At 57.0% G+C, this 16,377-nt stretch carries 18 protein-coding genes and 1 tRNA gene; 12 read left to right on the forward strand and 7 right to left on the reverse strand.

The window, feature by feature from the left end:
• The first annotated feature begins 2 nt into the window (after nucleotides 1–2).
• Genes proC through hemW form a run of 5 tightly spaced genes read left to right on the forward strand, consistent with a single transcriptional unit; the run spans nucleotide 3 to nucleotide 3,443 of the window.
• Nucleotides 3–824, forward strand: a complete 822-nt coding sequence (proC, locus tag ACJ8J4_RS23240; protein WP_049296238.1) for a pyrroline-5-carboxylate reductase — start codon at nucleotides 3–5, stop codon at nucleotides 822–824.
• Nucleotides 825–855: 31 nt separating this feature from the next.
• The gene (locus ACJ8J4_RS23245) at nucleotides 856–1,410 is read left to right on the forward strand and encodes a YggT family protein (protein WP_025304250.1); all 555 of its coding nucleotides are present in this window, start codon (nucleotides 856–858) and stop codon (nucleotides 1,408–1,410) included.
• A complete protein-coding gene (gene yggU, locus ACJ8J4_RS23250) occupies nucleotides 1,407–1,697 on the forward strand; it encodes a DUF167 family protein YggU (RefSeq protein ID WP_004948014.1) in 291 nt (96 codons plus the stop codon). The genes ACJ8J4_RS23245 and yggU overlap by 4 nt, the downstream gene beginning before the upstream one ends.
• Before the next feature lie 17 nt (nucleotides 1,698–1,714).
• On the forward strand, nucleotides 1,715–2,308 hold the full coding sequence (locus ACJ8J4_RS23255; RefSeq protein WP_197836021.1) for an XTP/dITP diphosphatase: 594 nt from the start codon (nucleotides 1,715–1,717) through the stop codon (nucleotides 2,306–2,308).
• Complete coding sequence (hemW, locus tag ACJ8J4_RS23260) at nucleotides 2,301–3,443, forward strand: radical SAM family heme chaperone HemW (protein WP_164064284.1); 1,143 nt, start codon at nucleotides 2,301–2,303, stop codon at nucleotides 3,441–3,443. Before ACJ8J4_RS23255 ends, hemW begins: the two co-directional genes overlap by 8 nt.
• 37 nt (nucleotides 3,444–3,480) lie before the next feature.
• Here hemW and ACJ8J4_RS23265 read toward each other — a convergent pair whose 3' ends face one another.
• The 6 genes from ACJ8J4_RS23265 to trmB all read right to left on the reverse strand — a co-directional run bounded on the left by ACJ8J4_RS23265 (nucleotide 3,481) and on the right by trmB (nucleotide 6,988).
• Nucleotides 3,481–3,729, reverse strand: coding sequence for a DUF2442 domain-containing protein (locus ACJ8J4_RS23265; RefSeq protein ID WP_025304253.1), 249 nt, complete (start codon nucleotides 3,727–3,729; stop codon nucleotides 3,481–3,483).
• The gene (locus ACJ8J4_RS23270) at nucleotides 3,713–3,955 is read right to left on the reverse strand and encodes a DUF4160 domain-containing protein (protein WP_004937418.1); all 243 of its coding nucleotides are present in this window, start codon (nucleotides 3,953–3,955) and stop codon (nucleotides 3,713–3,715) included. The genes ACJ8J4_RS23265 and ACJ8J4_RS23270 overlap by 17 nt, the downstream gene beginning before the upstream one ends.
• Nucleotides 3,956–4,050: 95 nt before the next feature.
• Nucleotides 4,051–4,773, reverse strand: coding sequence for a DUF2884 domain-containing protein (locus tag ACJ8J4_RS23275; protein ID WP_043141352.1), 723 nt, complete (start codon nucleotides 4,771–4,773; stop codon nucleotides 4,051–4,053).
• A 30-nt stretch (nucleotides 4,774–4,803) separates the two neighbouring features.
• Nucleotides 4,804–5,727 carry a glutaminase B gene (gene glsB, locus ACJ8J4_RS23280; RefSeq protein ID WP_044031973.1) on the reverse strand — a complete coding sequence of 308 codons (924 nt, stop codon included), beginning with the start codon at nucleotides 5,725–5,727 and terminating at the stop codon, nucleotides 4,804–4,806.
• Between the two features lie 215 nt (nucleotides 5,728–5,942).
• Complete coding sequence (locus tag ACJ8J4_RS23285; protein WP_004937412.1) at nucleotides 5,943–6,269, reverse strand: YggL family protein; 327 nt, start codon at nucleotides 6,267–6,269, stop codon at nucleotides 5,943–5,945.
• The gene (gene trmB, locus ACJ8J4_RS23290) at nucleotides 6,269–6,988 is read right to left on the reverse strand and encodes a tRNA (guanosine(46)-N7)-methyltransferase TrmB (protein WP_049204213.1); all 720 of its coding nucleotides are present in this window, start codon (nucleotides 6,986–6,988) and stop codon (nucleotides 6,269–6,271) included. The genes ACJ8J4_RS23285 and trmB overlap by 1 nt, the downstream gene beginning before the upstream one ends.
• Before the next feature lie 177 nt (nucleotides 6,989–7,165).
• On the opposite strand from trmB, the gene mutY reads away from it, so the two are divergent.
• The 3 genes from mutY to mltC all read left to right on the forward strand — a co-directional run bounded on the left by mutY (nucleotide 7,166) and on the right by mltC (nucleotide 9,675).
• Complete coding sequence (gene mutY, locus ACJ8J4_RS23295) at nucleotides 7,166–8,266, forward strand: A/G-specific adenine glycosylase (protein ID WP_170311447.1); 1,101 nt, start codon at nucleotides 7,166–7,168, stop codon at nucleotides 8,264–8,266.
• Nucleotides 8,263–8,535, forward strand: a complete 273-nt coding sequence (locus ACJ8J4_RS23300; protein ID WP_004937404.1) for an oxidative damage protection protein — start codon at nucleotides 8,263–8,265, stop codon at nucleotides 8,533–8,535. The genes mutY and ACJ8J4_RS23300 overlap by 4 nt, the downstream gene beginning before the upstream one ends.
• 63 nt (nucleotides 8,536–8,598) lie before the next feature.
• Nucleotides 8,599–9,675, forward strand: coding sequence for a membrane-bound lytic murein transglycosylase MltC (mltC, locus tag ACJ8J4_RS23305; RefSeq protein ID WP_004937402.1), 1,077 nt, complete (start codon nucleotides 8,599–8,601; stop codon nucleotides 9,673–9,675).
• A 50-nt stretch (nucleotides 9,676–9,725) separates the two neighbouring features.
• Here mltC and speF read toward each other — a convergent pair whose 3' ends face one another.
• Nucleotides 9,726–11,891, reverse strand: a complete 2,166-nt coding sequence (speF, locus tag ACJ8J4_RS23310; protein ID WP_049208424.1) for an ornithine decarboxylase SpeF — start codon at nucleotides 11,889–11,891, stop codon at nucleotides 9,726–9,728.
• 706 nt (nucleotides 11,892–12,597) lie between these two features.
• Here speF and ACJ8J4_RS23315 point away from each other — a divergent pair.
• The 4 genes from ACJ8J4_RS23315 to ACJ8J4_RS23330 all read left to right on the forward strand — a co-directional run bounded on the left by ACJ8J4_RS23315 (nucleotide 12,598) and on the right by ACJ8J4_RS23330 (nucleotide 15,455).
• Nucleotides 12,598–12,673, forward strand: a tRNA-Phe gene (locus ACJ8J4_RS23315).
• 872 nt (nucleotides 12,674–13,545) lie between these two features.
• Nucleotides 13,546–14,028 carry an Hcp family type VI secretion system effector gene (locus ACJ8J4_RS23320; RefSeq protein ID WP_442516110.1) on the forward strand — a complete coding sequence of 161 codons (483 nt, stop codon included), beginning with the start codon at nucleotides 13,546–13,548 and terminating at the stop codon, nucleotides 14,026–14,028.
• A 47-nt stretch (nucleotides 14,029–14,075) separates the two neighbouring features.
• Complete coding sequence (locus ACJ8J4_RS23325; protein WP_025304261.1) at nucleotides 14,076–14,558, forward strand: Hcp family type VI secretion system effector; 483 nt, start codon at nucleotides 14,076–14,078, stop codon at nucleotides 14,556–14,558.
• Between the two features lie 36 nt (nucleotides 14,559–14,594).
• Complete coding sequence (locus ACJ8J4_RS23330) at nucleotides 14,595–15,455, forward strand: hypothetical protein (RefSeq protein WP_230201426.1); 861 nt, start codon at nucleotides 14,595–14,597, stop codon at nucleotides 15,453–15,455.
• The last annotated feature ends 922 nt before the right edge of the window (nucleotides 15,456–16,377 follow it).

Consider the following 16,377-nt stretch of genomic DNA (forward strand, 5'->3'; position numbering starts at 1 on the left):
TGATGCAACATCGCAAGATTACCTTTATCGGCGCCGGCAACATGGCGCGTGCAATCATCGCCGGCCTGGTGGCGGGCGGCTATCCGGCCAAATCCATCAGCGTCTGCGCCCCTTCGCCGAAAAACCGTGACGCGCTGGCGGCGGACTACGGCATCGTCAGCAGCGGCGACAACGTCGCCTGCGCGCGTGAAGCCGAGGTGGTGGTGCTGGCGGTCAAACCGCAGATGATGGCCGACGTGTGTCAGCCGCTGCGCGAACAGGTCGATTTCGGCGGCAAACTGGTGCTGTCGATCGCCGCCGGTATTCAGGTCAGCCGTTTCTATCAGCTGCTCGGCGACCAACTGGACATCGTGCGCATCATGCCCAACACCCCGTCGCTGGTCGGCAAGGGCATGAGCGGGCTGTACGCGCCGGCGCAGGTCAGCCAGCGGGATCGCGACTACACCGGCGATTTAATGGCGTCGGTCGGTAAAGTTTGCTGGGTAGATGACGAAAATGGCATCAACGGCGTGATCGCCGCAGCGGGCAGCGCCCCGGCTTATTTCTTCCTGTTTATGGAAGCGATGCAAAAAGAGGCCGAACGCATGGGCTTCGACAGCCAGACCGCACGCGATCTGGTGCAGCAGGCCGCTTCCGGTGCTGCCGCCTTGGTGGAAGCCAACCCGGATACGCCGCTGGGCACGCTGCGCGAGCAGGTGACTTCCAAAGGCGGCACCACCGCCGAAGCGCTGCGGGTGTTCAACGAACGCCAACTGCCGGAAACCGTGGCGCAAGCAATGCAGGCCGCCGTTTCTCGTGCGCAAGAAATGGAAAAATTATTTTAAATAACCATGAGTTAAGGAGAAGGACCACTTCATGCTAACGCTGACTTTCCTGGTCAAGACCGTTATTGATCTGTACGTGATGGTGCTGTTGCTGCGCATTTGGATGCAATGGACGCGCACCGATTTTTATAACCCGTTCTCGCAGTTTGTGGTGAAGATCACCCAACCGGTGGTCGGCCCGCTGCGCCGCATCATCCCATCGCTGGGGCCTATCGACAGCGCTTCTCTGCTGCTGGCGTTCCTGTTGATGACCATCAAGTACCCGCTGCTGCTGCTGATCCAGGGCGGCGCGATATCGCTCAGCCCGTATAACCTGCTGTTCGGTCTGATCTCGCTGGTCAAGTCCGCCGGCTACCTGATCTTCTGGGTGATGATCATTCGTGCGCTGATGAGCTGGGTAAGCCAGGGCCGCAGCCCGATCGACTACGTGATGTACCAGCTGACCGAACCGTTGATGGCGCCGATCCGTCGCATCATTCCGGCGATGGGCGGTATCGACTTTTCCGCCATGGTGGTGATCCTGATCCTCTATCTGATCAACTACCTGGGCATGGATCTGTTCGGCGAGATCTGGTTCCTGCTGTGAGTGCCGTCACTCCAGTGCTGGACGGGCTGGCGATCAGGCTATATATTCAGCCGAAAGCCAGCCGCGACCAAATTATCGGCTTGCATGGCGACGAACTAAAAGTCGCCATCACCGCCCCGCCGGTCGACGGCCAAGCCAACGCCCATTTGATCAAGTTTATCGCCAAGCAGTTCAAAGTGGCGAAAAGCAACGTCACCATCGAGAAAGGCGAACTGGGGCGGCATAAACAGTTACGCATCGTGAATCCGCAACAGATCCCCGCCGTGGTCGCGGCGCTCATCGAATAATTTTCAAGGTAGTCATTATGCAAAAAGTCGTTCTTGCCACCGGTAACCCGGGCAAAGTGCGCGAACTTGCCGACCTATTGGCCGATTTCGGCCTGGACGTGGTCGCGCAAACCGATCTGGGCGTGGAATCCGCCGAAGAAACCGGACTGACGTTTATTGAAAACGCCATTCTCAAAGCGCGCCATGCGGCACAGGTCACCGGCCTGCCGGCGATCGCCGACGACTCCGGCCTGGCGGTCGACGCGCTGGGCGGCGCGCCGGGCATCTACTCTGCACGCTATGCCGGTGAAGACGCCGACGATCGGCAGAACCTCGATAAGCTGCTGGCGGCGTTGGAAGACGTGGCGCCGGGCAAGCGCGGCGCGCAATTCCATTGCGTGCTGGTCTATCTGCGCCATGCGGCAGACCCGACGCCGCTGGTGTTCCACGGCAGTTGGGCCGGCGAAATCACCGAACAGGCCGCCGGTGAAGGTGGCTTCGGTTACGATCCTGTCTTCTACGTACCGGAGCTGGGCCGCACCGCCGCCGAGCTGAGCCGCGACGAGAAGCGGGCGATTTCGCACCGCGGCAAGGCGCTGAAGCTGATGTTGGAAGCCATGCGCAATGCTTAAGCTGCCCCCGCTGAGTCTCTACATCCACATCCCGTGGTGCGTGCAGAAATGCCCGTACTGCGACTTCAACTCCCATGCGCTGAAGGGTGACGTGCCGCATCAGGAGTACGTCGATCATCTGTTGGCGGATCTGGATGCCGACCTGCCGCTGGCAGGCGGCCGGGAGATAAGCACCATCTTCATCGGCGGCGGCACCCCCAGCCTGCTGAGCGCCGAGGCGATGCAAGCCTTACTGGACGGCGTGCGGGCGCGCATTCACGTCGCCGACGACGCCGAAATCACCATGGAGGCCAACCCCGGCACCGTGGAAGCCGATCGCTTCAGCGGCTACCAGCGCGCCGGCGTCAACCGCATCTCCATTGGGGTGCAAAGCTTCAGCGCCGAGAAGCTGACCCGCCTGGGGCGCATCCACGGCCCGGAAGAAGCCAAACGCGCGGCGACGCTGGCGACCGGCCTTGGCCTGCGCAGCTTCAACCTCGATCTGATGCACGGCCTGCCGGATCAGTCGCTGGAAGAGGCGCTGGACGATCTGCGCCAGGCGATCGCCCTCAATCCGCCGCACCTGTCGTGGTATCAGCTGACCATCGAGCCGAACACCCTGTTCAGCTCACGCCCGCCGGTCTTGCCGGACGACGACGCGCTGTGGGACATCTTCGAGCGCGGCCACCAGCTGCTGAGCGCCGCCGGATACCAGCAGTATGAAACCTCGGCCTACGCCAAGCCGGGCTACCAATGCCAGCACAATCTCAACTACTGGCGCTTCGGCGACTATCTGGGGATCGGCTGCGGCGCGCACGGCAAGGTGACCTTCAGCGACGGACGCATCCTGCGCACCGCCAAGACCAAGCACCCGCGCGGCTTTATGCGCGGCGACTACATGGACAAGCAGCATGAGGTGGCGGCGGCGGATCGGCCGTTCGAGTTCTTCATGAACCGCTTCCGCCTGCTGGAAGCCGCGCCGCGCGCCGACTTCGTCAACTACACCGGGCTGGCGGAAAGCGTTATTCGCCCGCAGCTGGACGAAGCGCTGGCCAAAGGCTATTTGGAAGAAACCGCGGAGCATTGGCAAATTACCGAGAAGGGCAAGCTGTTCCTCAACTCGCTGCTGGAACTGTTCCTGGCGGACGACGAGTAAAAAAAAAGCGCTGAATGATCAGCGCTTTTTTTCATGTTCAGGCGGCATTATGAGGGCGGTGCGTCACGTCGCCACGCCCCTTCAGCAATCCCTCAACGGAAACATCCTCGTCCAACGCGTCCCAATGGATGCCGCGAGCGCTGAGCTCATACCCCGCCCGCTGTTCTTCCGTCGCGTTCAACAAACGGGGAAACCAGGCCAGCGGCACGCCAATAATTCTGGCGTCACTTAGTTCGACCCACATCGTCGTATCGTCAAAGCTGACGCGTTTAGCCGAAATACTCATGCCAAGCCTCCAAAAACAATGCCTGATAGGTATCAACCAGACCAGCCAACTCTTTTAGCGTTCTGGCGTTAAAGCCATCATTACGCGCCAACTGCACGCCAGGAACCAACCAAAATTTCGCTTCAGCCTCAGCGTCTCTGATATGAACATGCGGCGGCTCAAGCGGGTCACCCTCATTTGAATAAAAAAAGAACCTATAGCCTTTATAACGGAATATCACTGGCATCAATGCAAAATCCTTTTGCCCATTGATTATAGTTTAGCCAGTTTCTCAGATAGCCGTCGTGAGGTCAAAGAACGCACGGCGGCTATGCCTATCCGTTACTTCAACGCCTTCAGCAGATCCTTGCGCTGGGTTTCCAGTGCGGTGACGCGGTTGCACACGTCATGACCGAAGTTCTGGAAGTCCTGCTCCTGGTTGTTCCATTCGTTCTGGATCGCCTTCTGCAAGCCGCCCAGGTTGCCCATGATCGCCTGCAGCGGGTTGCCGCCGCTGTTGGCGGCCTGTTTGACGCCCATCTCGTTCAGGCTGTCCTGCAGCACCCCGCCCATGCTCTGCTGCACGATGTTGCGGCCGTCCTGTTCCACCTGGTCAATCGCCTGGTGGTGGAAGGTCAGACCGTCGCTGCGGTGTTCGATGATGCGGTTCATCTGCTGTTTCAGTTGGCCATTCAGGGTGGTCAGCCGGTTGCGCACGTTACTGTTGCTGCCCAGCTCTTTAACGATCACCTTATCCAGCGCCGAGCGGGCTTTCTCCAGGTGTTTCTGCGCGCCGTCGTCGATCCACGGCAGCTGCTTGCGCAAGGCGCTCTGGTAACTGAAGGCTTTCTGCCGCTGGCTGTCGTTCAAGCTTAGCGCCTGGCCGTTGCGGATCACGTCGCCATCCGGCGATATTTGCAGGTCGCCACTGGCGCCTTTCACCTGCACGCTCTGCGGGCTGATGATCACATCATCCTGGGGTTTAACGCTGCATTGGTACTCAGCGTGGGCCTGTGCGGCAGTCGCCGCCAGCAGCAGTAAGGCTAACCCGGTTTTCTTCAACATAGCTTCTCCTGACTCCCATCCAGATTGGGATTAAAAAATCGAACGACCGATACGTTGAGACAACAGTTCCAGCGCCGCAGTTCCCGCCAGTGAGTTGCCGGAGGCATCCAGCTCCGGCGACCAGACGACGATCGACAGCTCGCCCGGCACGATGGCCACGATGCCGCCGCCCACGCCGGACTTGCCCGGCATCCCCACCCGATAGGCGAATTCGCCGGCGCCGTCGTACATGCCGCTGGTCATCATCAGGGCGTTGATCTGCCGGGCCTGCAGCGGGCTGATCACCGCCTCGCCGCTGAGATCGCGGCCGTGATTGGCCAGATAGACGAAGCTGCGCGCCAGCTCCACGCAGCTCATGCGCAGCGCGCAGTAGTGGAAATAGGTTTGCAGCACGGTAATCACATCGTTCTCGAAGTTGCCGAACGACTTCATCAGATAGGCGATGGCCGCATTGCGATCGGAGTGTTCGAACTCGGAGCGCGCCACCCGCAGGTCATAGGCCAGGTCGTCTTCACCGGCCAACTGACGCACCACCTCCAGCATGCGCTGTTTGGGGGCGCTGAGCCGGGTTTGCAGCATGTCGCACACCACCAGCGCGCCGGGGTTGATAAACGGATTGCGCGGTTTGCCCTGCTCCATCTCCAGCTGCAGCAGCGAGTTGAACGGCAGGCCAGAAGGCTCTTTGCCGACGCGCCGCCAGATCTCAGGCTCCTGATAGCGCGTCAGCGCCAGCGTCAGGCTCAGTACTTTGGAAATCGACTGGATGGAGAAGCGCTCCGCGGCGTCGCCGGCCTGGAACAGTTCGCCGTCCACCGTGCAGACGGCGATCGCCAGCCGATCGGCAGGCACTTCTGCCAACGCCGGGATGTAGTCGGCCACTTTCCCCTGGCCAATCAACGGGCGCACCTGTTGCAGGATCTCCTCCAGCAACGCGTTATCCAATGTTGTTACCACCTCGGTCACACTCCGGGCAAAACAAAGGCGCCGTTAAGGCACCTTAAATCCATCCCCGTCATACTTGAATCCGCATCTGTGTTGGCTGCGAGCGCTCACCCCAGTCACTTACTGAAGTAAGCTCCTGGGGACTCACACTCTTGCCGCCGTGATGCAAATCCAATTATTTAGGGGGAAATAAGCGGCGCGAAGCCGCGCTCATCGGGCAAACGCGATCAATCCCACCAGATATCGAACAGATCGCTGACCTTCACGTCGGTCAGTTTGCGCGCTTCCAGCCAGTTTTTCACCAGTTCGCGATGCTCGTCGGTGCAGTGGCCGATCTTCTGCAGGCAGATCAGACCTTCCCACTGCAGGTAGCCGCTGCCGTCAAACGCCAGACCGTTCGGCTCGATCACTTCATCGATGAAGGTATCGAGCGTGCTGTCGATATCTTCCACCGACGTGCCTTCGGCGAAGCGCCAGGCTACGGAGAAACCCAGCTCCTGAAATTCTTCAATGTGCAACTTTTTACGTAAACGACGACTGCGGTTCTTAGCCATTATTCTTTCCTCTCAAACATCAAGTCCCAAACGCCATGTCCCAGGCGCTGGCCGCGTAATTCAAATTTCGTCAGTGGGCGCGAATCCGGACGCGGCACATAATCATTATCGCTGGAAAGATTACGGTAGCCTGCGACCCCGTTCATAACCTCTAACATATGTTCCGCATAAGGTTGCCAATCGGTGGCCATGTGGAAGACCCCGCCGGTCTTCAGCTTGCGCAGCACCAGTTCGACAAACGGCGTTTGCACGATGCGGCGCTTGTTGTGGCGCGCCTTGTGCCACGGATCGGGGAAGAAAAGCTGCACCATGTCCAGCGAGCCGTCCGGGATCATGTTTTCCAGCACTTCAACCGCATCGTGGCACATCACGCGCAGGTTGCTCAACTTCGCCTCGTGGGCGTCGGCCAGGCAGGCACCCACGCCCGGCGAGTGCACTTCGATCCCTAAAAAGTTCTGCTGCGGGTTGTTGCCCGCCATGGTCACCAGCGAGGCACCCATGCCAAAACCGATCTCCAGCACCGTCGGCGCTTCGCGGCCAAACAGCGCAGCGAGATCGACAGCGTCAGTCTGATACTCCACGCCCATCACCGGCCAATAGTTCTCCAGCGCGTGCTGCTGGCCTTTGGTCAGCCGCCCCTGGCGGCGGACAAAACTGCGGATACGGCGCATCGCGCGGCCGTTCTCATCAAATTCCGGGGAGATGACGTCATTAATCATAGTGCTTTCTGTCTGTTTGGCTGCCAATTAGGGAAACGCGCATTATGCAAAGATACATTGGTTTAGCAAGTGTTCATCTTCTGTACCCGCCGTGCGGCGTCGGAAAGTTCCGGTTTACAGCATCATGACTCTATGCTGCAATCTCGCTTCATTTTCTGCCGGATAACGACGCTGCTCATGATGCAAGCACAACAATTCGCACAGGTGGTGCTTGACTGGTACCAGCGCTACGGCCGCAAGACCCTGCCATGGCAGCTGGAGAAAACCGCCTATCAAGTATGGCTCTCCGAGGTGATGTTGCAACAGACCCAGGTTGCCACCGTCATTCCTTATTTTCAGCGCTTTATGGCCCGTTTTCCTAACGTGCGCGCGCTGGCGGAGGCCCCGCTGGACGAAGTGCTGCATCTGTGGACCGGTCTCGGCTATTACGCCCGCGCCCGTAACCTGCACAAGGCGGCGCAGACCATTGTCTCACAGCACGGCGGCGAGTTCCCGACAACCTTCGCAGAAATCGCCGATTTGCCGGGCGTTGGCCGCTCTACCGCCGGCGCGGTGCTGTCGTTGGCGCTGGGCCAACACTATCCGATCCTCGACGGCAACGTGAAGCGCGTGCTGGCCCGCTGCTACGCGGTGGAAGGCTGGCCGGGCAAGAAAGAGGTCGAAAACCGGCTGTGGAAAATCAGCGAAGAAGTCACCCCGGCCCAGGGCGTCGGCCAGTTCAACCAGGCGATGATGGATCTGGGTGCCATGGTCTGCACCCGCTCCAAGCCCAAGTGTGAACTCTGCCCGCTCAACGTCGGCTGCCTGTCTTACGCCAATCACAGCTGGGCCAACTATCCCGGCAAGAAACCCAAGCAGACCCTGCCGGAAAAAACCGCCTACTTCTTATTGCTGCAGCACGGCAACCGCGTGTGGCTGGAGCAGCGCCCGGCGGTGGGCCTGTGGGGCGGCCTGTTCTGCTTCCCGCAGTTCAGCGCGCGCGTGGATTTGGAACTCTGGCTGCAGCAGCGCGGTCTGAAAGGCAAGCGCCTGGAACAGCTGACCGCGTTTCGCCACACGTTCAGCCATTTCCATCTCGATATTGTGCCGATGTGGCTGTCGCTCGACGCGGCGGGCAGCGGCATGGATGAGGGCGCGGGTCTCTGGTATAACTTAGCGCAGCCGCCGTCGGTCGGGCTGGCAGCGCCGGTAGATCGCCTGTTGCAACAGCTGGCGAAGCAGCCCCCGATCCAACAAAACTTATATGGCGATAGCGCCATCGATGAGGAATTAGCATGAGCCGCACCATTTTTTGTACTTTCCTGCAGCGCGACGCCGAAGGCCAGGACTTCCAGCTTTATCCCGGCGACGTCGGCAAGCGCATCTACAACGAGATCTCCAAGGAAGCCTGGGGCGAGTGGATGAAGAAGCAGACCATGCTGATCAACGAGAAGAAGCTGAACATGATGAACGTGGATGACCGCAAGCTGCTGGAAGAGGAAATGATCAAGTTCCTGTTCGAGGGGCACGACGTACACATCGAAGGCTATACGCCGCCGAGCGAATAATGCTGTTGGGGCCAGGCGCTGGCCCGCTTCAATCCTCTTATACTTCTTCCAAACGGCTTTAAGATGAAGAAAATTTTAGCTTTGCTCGTAATAGCGCCTTTGCTGATCTCCTGTTCCGGCAAAAAAAGTGAAGAAATCAACGAAGCCTGGATCAAAGATACCAACGGCTTCGACATTCTGATGGGCCAATTTGCCCACAACATCGAGAACATCTGGGGTCTGAATGAAGTTCTGATCGCCGGGCCGAAAGACTACGTTAAATATACCGACCAATACCAAACCCGCAGCCACATCAACTTCGACACCGGCGCCATTACCATCGAGACCATCGCCACCACCGATCCGGCTGCGCACCTGCGCCAGGCGATCATCAGCACGCTGCTGATGGGTGACGATCCGGGTTCGATCGACCTCTATTCCGACGCCAACGATATCCAGATCAGCAAAGAGCCGTTCCTGTACGGCCAGGTGCTGGATAACAAGGGCGCGCCGATCCGCTGGGAATGGCGCGCGGCGCACTTCGCCGATTACCTGCTGCAGACCAAGCTGCAAAAACGCACCTCCGGCCTGCACGTGATCTACTCGGTCACCATCCAGCTGGTGCCGAACCACTTGGACAAACGTGCGCACAAATACCTGCCGATGGTGCGCAAGGCGTCGGAAAAATACGGCGTGGACGAGTCGCTGATCCTGGCTATCATGCAGACCGAATCGAGCTTCAACCCGTATGCGGTGAGCGGTTCGGACGCACTGGGCCTGATGCAGGTGGTGCAGCACACCGCCGGTAAGGATGTGTTCCAGATGCGCGGCAAGTGGGGCACCCCGAGCCGCAGCTACCTGTTCGATCCGGAGAACAACATCGACACCGGTACCGCCTATCTGGCTATCCTGCAGAACAACTACCTGGGCGGCATTCAGAACCCGACCTCGCGCCGCTATGCGGTGATCACCGCTTACAACGGCGGCGCAGGCAGCGTGCTGCGGGTGTTCTCCAGCGACAGAACGCGTGCGGTGGGCATCATCAACGGCATGCAGCCGGGCGACGTGTACCAAACGCTGACCACCAAGCACCCGGCCGCCGAGTCGCGCCGCTATCTGGTGAAAGTAAATACCGCGCAGAAGAGCTACCGCAGAAAGTAACGCTTCCCGCATGGATAAATGAGAAGGGCCGGTGCGAACCGGCCCTTTTTCTATGGCTTGATCATATAGCCGAAGATGCGCTTCCAGCCGTGATCTTTTTTCTCGATGTAGACCCCCTGCAGCTCCGGCGAGAAGCCCGGCAGGCGGTTGATGCCCTCTTCCAGCGCCAGGAAATAGCGCTGCACCGCGCCGCCCCACACTTCGCCCGGCACCACGCACAGCACGCCCGGCGGGTACGGCAAGGCCCCCTCCGCCGCGATGCGCCCTTCCGCCTGGCCGATCGGCACCAGCTCGACGTTGTCGCGGATAAACTCCACGTTGGCGTCCTGCGGGTTCATCACCACCGGCGGGAAATGATCCTGGCGGAACATCTCTTTTTGCAGCTGCTTGACGTCGAAGCTGACGTACAGATCGTGCATCTCCTGGCACAGCCGGCGAATGCTGTAGCCACGGTAGCGCTGCTCGTTCTTGCGGTACACCGTTGGCAGCACCACGCTCAGCGGCGCGTCTTCTGCAACATAGCGCTCGAACTGCGCCAGCATCTCCACCAGCTGTTCCATCTTGGCCGGGTTTTCCGCCGGAGTCAGCAGGAACAGGATCGAGTTGAGATCGCACTTCTCCGGCACGATGCCGTTCTCGCGCAGGAAGTTGGCCAGAATGGTGGCCGGCACGCCGAACTCGGTGTATTGGCCAGTCGCGGCGTCAATCCCCGGCGTGGTCAGCAGCAACTTGCACGGATCCACCAGATACTGATCCTGGGCATAGCCTTCGAAGCCGTGCCACGTTTCCCCCGGTACGAAGGTGAAGAAACGCGCGTCGTTGGCAATCAGATCGGTATCGTAATCCTGCCAGTCCTTGCCCGCCACCTGCAGCGGAATAAACGGCTTCAGCTGCGAGCAGCGCGTGAGCAGCTGTTTACGCGTCTCGATGCCCAGCTTGACGCAGTCCATCCACATGCGACGTCCGGCGGCGCCGGCATGCATCTTGGCGTTGACGTCCAGCGCGGCGAACAGCGGATAGAACGGGCTGGTCGACGCATGCAGCATGAACGCATTGTTCAGATGCTTATGGTTGCAGTGGCGCTTCTGCCCTTTGATATGGTCGTCTTTCTTGTGGATCTGCGAGGTCTGCGAGAACCCCGCCTGCTGTTTATGCACCGACTGGGTGACAAAAATGCCCGGATCGTGCTCGTCCAGCTCCAGCAGCAGCGGCGAGCACTCTTTCAGCATCGGAATAAAGCCTTCGTAGCCCACCCAGGCGGAGTCGAACAGGATGTAATCGCACAGGTGGCCGATGGTGTCGATCACCTGGCGAGCGTTGTAAATCGTGCCGTCGTAGGTACCGAGCTGAATGATCGCCAGCCGGAACGGCCGTGCCGCTGCGGCTTTCTCCGGCGCCACTTCGCGGATCTGCTCGCGCAGGTAGCGTTCGTCGAAGCAGTGCGCATCGATACCGCCGATAAAGCCGAACGGGTTGCGGGCGGTTTCCAGATAGACCGGCGTAGCGCCGGCCTGGATCAGCGCCCCGTGGTGGTTGGATTTATGGTTGTTGCGATCGAACAGCACCAGATCGCCACGGGTCAGCAGCGCGTTGGTCACCACCTTGTTGGCCGCCGAGGTGCCGTTGAGCACGAAGTAGGTTTTATCGGCGTTGAACACCCGCGCCGCGTGCTTTTGCGCATCCTTGGCCGATCCTTCGTGGATCAGCAGATCGCCCAGCTTGACGTCGGCGTTGCACATATCGGAACGGAACAGGGTTTCACCGTAGAAATCGAAGAACTGCCGGCCGGCCGGGTGTTTGCGGAAGAACTCTCCGCCCTGATGCCCCGGGCACGCAAAGGTCGAGTTTTCCATCTCGACGTAGGTCTTCAGCGTTTTGAAGAACGGCGGCAGCAGCGCCTGCTCGTAGGCGTCGGCGGCGGCCTCCAGCTGCGCCATGTAGAATGGCTTGCTGGCGCCGGCCAGCAGCGCGAAGACCCCGCTGACAAACGGCAGATAATCCGGGGAAAGATGCTCGTCCCCTTCCACCGCCACGAAGGTCGGAATATCGAACCCCGTCGCCTGCAAGCGCGCCAGAATGCCGGCGTCCACGTCGGCGACCGACACCACCACCGCCGCCACGTCGGTGTAGTCCGTCTGCTCTACGCGCACGATCTGGCGCAGCGTCTCAATGGTGGCGACCAGGCTGGCGCTGGTCGCGATTTTCAATTCTTTCATCATGCTGACTCTCAAACGGTGAAGGATGAGGGTGTGCCACCGGCACGGTAATGAGATAACGCGGTTATCCCGGTAAAAGCGATACCCGGGCACGGCAGCATAAGCGGCGTGCGTGACCGGCTCATGATCGGGGGATCATCAGGCGGCTATCGGGGGAACTGGTCTTGGCAGCATCCGACAGGCATCAGTAAAATCAGGGCAGAAGCGCTGGCTTTACGCATGCCTAACAGCGAGCATCAGGCGGCCTTACCGCATGGCCGGCAGGCGTATTCGGGCGGAGGACGTGCGGAGGAAACAACGACGGAACGGTGACGGCGTCAGATGTCTGGTGCGCAGCAGCGCTTGAGCAACAAAACCAGTCATGCCAATAACCCTCTGGCTTATAAGAAGCGGGAACACCGTCAGGGAACGGAGAGTGCTAAAATTTGCGCAATGATTGCATGATTCGTTGCGGGGTTCAAGCAAGAATCGTCTTGATTGAACGCCTATTGAACCAAGCATAACTAATTGTTATTTAATTTAAAAACAAGAAATCACGCATTTTAAAGTGGTATAAATACACGTTTTATATGCATATTTATTGAGTGGCGTTGGCTCCCAGCGCCACTCCCCTTTTGGTTATCTGCCTGAAAATAGAGCAACCGATCGGTTTTGTGACAGAAAGCGATTGACGCCATCCGGCCAATACGGTTTAATGCGCCCCGTTGCCCGGATAGCTCAGTCGGTAGAGCAGGGGATTGAAAATCCCCGTGTCCTTGGTTCGATTCCGAGTCCGGGCACCATATTCAGAAGAACCCGCCTATGGCGGGTTTTTCGCTTTCTGGAGTACGGACTCTCCATCGAACTGCGTTCGATTATTCGGCCTAAAGGCCTCACCCTGCGGGCCAGCGCTGAAGCGCTGTTCAACACGGCGCCAGCGCCGGTTGTCCGAGTCCGGTCGCCCTATTCAGAAGAACCCGCCTATGGCGGGTTTTTCGCTTTCTGGAGTACGGACTCTCCATCGAACTGCGTTCGATTATTCGGCCTAAAGGCCTCACCCTGCGGGCCAGCGCCGAAGCGCTGTTCAACACGGCGCCAGCGCCGGTTGTCCGAGTCCGGTCGCCCTATTCAGAAGAACCCGCCTATGGCGGGTTTTTCGCTTTCTGGGGTACGGACTCTCCATCGAACTGCGTTCGATTATTCGGTCTGAGACCTCACCCTGCGGGCCAGCGCTAAAGCGCTGTTCAACACGGCGCCAGCGCCGGTTGTCCGAGTCCGGTCGCCCTATTCAGAAGAACCCGCCTATGGCGGGTTTTTCGCTTTCTGGGGTACGGATTCCCCATCGCTTCATCCGATGGGGTGTAACTTCGCATTACAGGTGGACTCTCTCGAAAGAGCGCCCCTAATCCCCGACTATCCGAACGTCAAACGAACGCGCTCATATTCCGTGTTTATTGAGTGTTTTATTGTCGAACGGTGATGGGAGACAGTTACGAACATATAACCGCACCCCATTGTTAAATAATAATATATTGCACAAAAACTAGGAACATTCCGAATAAAAACGACATTACTGTCAATTCATTCATATAGGGCTATGCTGAATTTTACCCATTGATAAGGCATTTTTAACCTATTCCGCTGCCAACACGAAATAATGGAGGATCCGGCGACAATGGCCATTGATATGTATATGAAAGTTGAAGGAGTGACGGGCGAGTCCCAAGACAGCAATCATAAAGGATGGACCGACGTACTTTCGTTTAACTGGGGCGCTTCACAGCCAGGAAATATGGCTGTTGGCGGCGGGGGTGGCTCCGGAAAAGTGAATTATCAAGACCTCCGTATTCAAGCCCTTATCGACAAATCTACGCCCGCTATTCTCAAATATTGTTCCAGTGGAAAACATGTCGCGAAAATCGAGCTTTCCGTATGCAAAGCGGGCGGCAACCAGGTGGAGTATTCCAAAATCGTTCTCGAAGACGTTCTGGTGACGCAAACCGTTTTTAACGGTGTAGGCCAAAATGATGCGATCGTGGTTGATTACGCCTTCCAGGCGTCAAAAGTCACCATGAGTTACTGGGAACAAGGCAGCAGCGGCACTAAAGGCGCGGAAAGCAAATCTGGTTGGGATATCAAGCAGAATAAAGAGAGCTAAGCGCATTCTGGCACCTAACAATACGTTAATGATCGGGTGATAAAATCATGGCAATGGATATGTTTTTAAAAGTTGAAGGCATTAATGGTGAATCGAAAAATGCGAATCACAAGCAATGGATCGATGTCTTTTCCTTTAACTGGGGCGCGCGACAGCCTGGCAATATGGCCGTTGGCGGCGGCGGCGGTGCGGGTAAAGTGAACTTTCGCGATCTGACCGTACAGGCTCTGATAGATAAAGCAACACCTGCCTTATTGAAATACTGCTCGGCCGGTAAACATCTCGCCAAGGTGCAGTTGTCTCTTTGCAAAGCCGGTGGGCAGGAAGTGGAATATACCCGCATTACCCTGGAAGATGTATTGGTGACTCATACCGACTTCATCGGTGTCGAGCACGGTTCCACGCTAGGCATTGAGTACTCTTTTCAGGCCGGTAAAGTGTCGATGGAATACTGGGAGCAAGCGAAGCAAGGTAATAAAGGGGCTTCGGTGCAGATGGGCTGGGATATTAAGCAAAATAAAGAAAGCTAATCACATTACGGTGCATATCGTAATGACGGGGGCATTATGGCATTTCCTAAGTCACATGAAATTTTAGCTCTGACATCGCAACACGAATCGAATAATCGGGTGTCGGCCAACTTTTTGACCCGCGAGATTTTAAATGAGGCGCTGATCCTCGTCAGGTCTCTGTCACCAGAAGAAGTCTTTCGATTAACAAAAACGGAGACCGGCCAGATCGCGTTTACGCTGGGTGAACTCAAAGATGAAAACAACCGCCGGTTGACAGCCAATACTATTGAGTCAGGACAACGACCAGGCGGAAGAATTAATCACCTGGATAACCGAATTAATGTCTCTTTTCCCGGAACCTCATGGCAAATGGGAGCCCGTGTTCAGCATTTTGAGAATATCGCATCGAGTACCGTAGGCGGGGCCGGTCTGGTTTTGATCGCGGGATTATGGACGGGAGCCGGTTCTGGCGTTGGCAGCATTTTAGGCCGAAATGCCGCCCAGCTCGCTGTAGTGACAGGCACTTATTTGGGTAAACGCTTCGTGACCAATAAAACCATGGTCGTGAATCAGATGGCGGCGCATATCAAAAACCTTGCCGATATGTTTAACTCTACCCACAATGCCTTTAATGATTTCAAGTTTGAAAGCGCAGCCAAACGCGCACAATACAGCCCCGATCCTCAAGCAGAGTACCCTATTACATTTGAACAAAAAGTCACGGATAATAATGCAGTTCCTGCTAACTATGCCGAGGCCATTCAGGCCATCGTGCGCCGTTTTGTAACGGGAACCTACGAGCGTGTAGATATCGTCGGCCAGGGCGATATGTTTATAAAAGTTTTTTTCAGCGATGGGGAACTGGACATTTCGAAAGCCCAGTATGACTATCTCAGCAATTTGAAGCTCCCGTGATTGATCAACCTGGCAGGTCTTCACGCTTGTGGCGCAACGGTAGCCATTCAGTCCAGGGGGCAAAAATGCCTCGAGCTGACCAAAAGATTTTTATTGTCGGTAAGAATGGTCAATGATGATGACAAGGCAGATTGCCGGATCGGATTCAACCGTTGCGCCAGCGTGGCCAGGTTTTTCACACTCGCCTCGAGCAAGCGTCCTCTCCGGCCAGCCTTTGCCCGGCATTAATTAAACGAACCCTAACACCGGTAGTTAACGCGAACCATCCGCGCCCATAGGGTGATGCAACTCGGGGTAAAATATTGCCGTTCGGGGGGCAACAAGAAGAGATAAAGGTACAGAAGTGTGCGTATCACCTTAGTGAAAGAGTGTGATACCCTGCCGCAAAAAACAAAATAACACATTGAATTTAATGATAAAAACTAAATCACAACGCGCAGATTTCATAATTTCACTTCCGATTTCATCTTTGCAAAAAGCATCCTGCCTCTAATATCACGTTATTTCACCTTCCCCGTGCCTATTTTAAGGCTATTCTAAGCAACGAATACACCGATCCCGGCAATGCAATGGCATAGACACCAGATAAGCAGATAAGAACTCATACGGTGGGCATCCTCCCTGGTGGCCGTTTTCATGGCTTGATGAATCAGGGAGAGATCGGATTTTTACTTAGGAATATTCATTAAATACACGCGCAAAACCTTCATAGGAATTTTCATGGAAAGAAATACACCCGTAGCCTTTACCTAATGCGCTACCGAATTCTAAACGGGCATTTAAAAGTGCGGTATTTTTGGCCTGCACACCGTTTAATTACATTTAATTCGTGAAGCTTACTTATAAGAAAAAGGCAGCCTGGTTGCTATAAGCCACCCTATCTGCGGCCGTATTTCTGGGTATTATTCTCATTATACTGGAG

Origin of the sequence: Serratia sp. CY47280 (assembly GCF_052168655.1) — a bacterium.
Taxonomy (GTDB): Bacteria; Pseudomonadota; Gammaproteobacteria; order Enterobacterales; family Enterobacteriaceae; genus Serratia; species Serratia bockelmannii.

What these genes read in the sequence shown, in the direction of transcription:
- ACJ8J4_RS23320 (WP_442516110.1), top strand. Translation starts at nt 13,546, where the DNA reads ATGGCCATTGATATGTATATGAAAGTTGAAGGAGTGACGGGCGAGTCC.
- ACJ8J4_RS23270 (WP_004937418.1), bottom strand. Translation starts at nt 3,955, where the DNA reads ATGCCAGTGATATTCCGTTATAAAGGCTATAGGTTCTTTTTTTATTCA.
- ACJ8J4_RS23285 (WP_004937412.1), bottom strand. Translation starts at nt 6,269, where the DNA reads ATGGCTAAGAACCGCAGTCGTCGTTTACGTAAAAAGTTGCACATTGAA.
- ACJ8J4_RS23265 (WP_025304253.1), bottom strand. Translation starts at nt 3,729, where the DNA reads ATGAGTATTTCGGCTAAACGCGTCAGCTTTGACGATACGACGATGTGG.
- ACJ8J4_RS23275 (WP_043141352.1), bottom strand. Translation starts at nt 4,773, where the DNA reads ATGTTGAAGAAAACCGGGTTAGCCTTACTGCTGCTGGCGGCGACTGCC.
- ACJ8J4_RS23245 (WP_025304250.1), top strand. Translation starts at nt 856, where the DNA reads ATGCTAACGCTGACTTTCCTGGTCAAGACCGTTATTGATCTGTACGTG.
- mltC (WP_004937402.1), top strand. Translation starts at nt 8,599, where the DNA reads ATGAAGAAAATTTTAGCTTTGCTCGTAATAGCGCCTTTGCTGATCTCC.
- mutY (WP_170311447.1), top strand. Translation starts at nt 7,166, where the DNA reads ATGATGCAAGCACAACAATTCGCACAGGTGGTGCTTGACTGGTACCAG.
- ACJ8J4_RS23330 (WP_230201426.1), top strand. Translation starts at nt 14,595, where the DNA reads ATGGCATTTCCTAAGTCACATGAAATTTTAGCTCTGACATCGCAACAC.
- proC (WP_049296238.1), top strand. Translation starts at nt 3, where the DNA reads ATGCAACATCGCAAGATTACCTTTATCGGCGCCGGCAACATGGCGCGT.
- ACJ8J4_RS23325 (WP_025304261.1), top strand. Translation starts at nt 14,076, where the DNA reads ATGGCAATGGATATGTTTTTAAAAGTTGAAGGCATTAATGGTGAATCG.
- ACJ8J4_RS23300 (WP_004937404.1), top strand. Translation starts at nt 8,263, where the DNA reads ATGAGCCGCACCATTTTTTGTACTTTCCTGCAGCGCGACGCCGAAGGC.
- hemW (WP_164064284.1), top strand. Translation starts at nt 2,301, where the DNA reads ATGCTTAAGCTGCCCCCGCTGAGTCTCTACATCCACATCCCGTGGTGC.
- ACJ8J4_RS23255 (WP_197836021.1), top strand. Translation starts at nt 1,715, where the DNA reads ATGCAAAAAGTCGTTCTTGCCACCGGTAACCCGGGCAAAGTGCGCGAA.
- speF (WP_049208424.1), bottom strand. Translation starts at nt 11,891, where the DNA reads ATGAAAGAATTGAAAATCGCGACCAGCGCCAGCCTGGTCGCCACCATT.
- trmB (WP_049204213.1), bottom strand. Translation starts at nt 6,988, where the DNA reads ATGATTAATGACGTCATCTCCCCGGAATTTGATGAGAACGGCCGCGCG.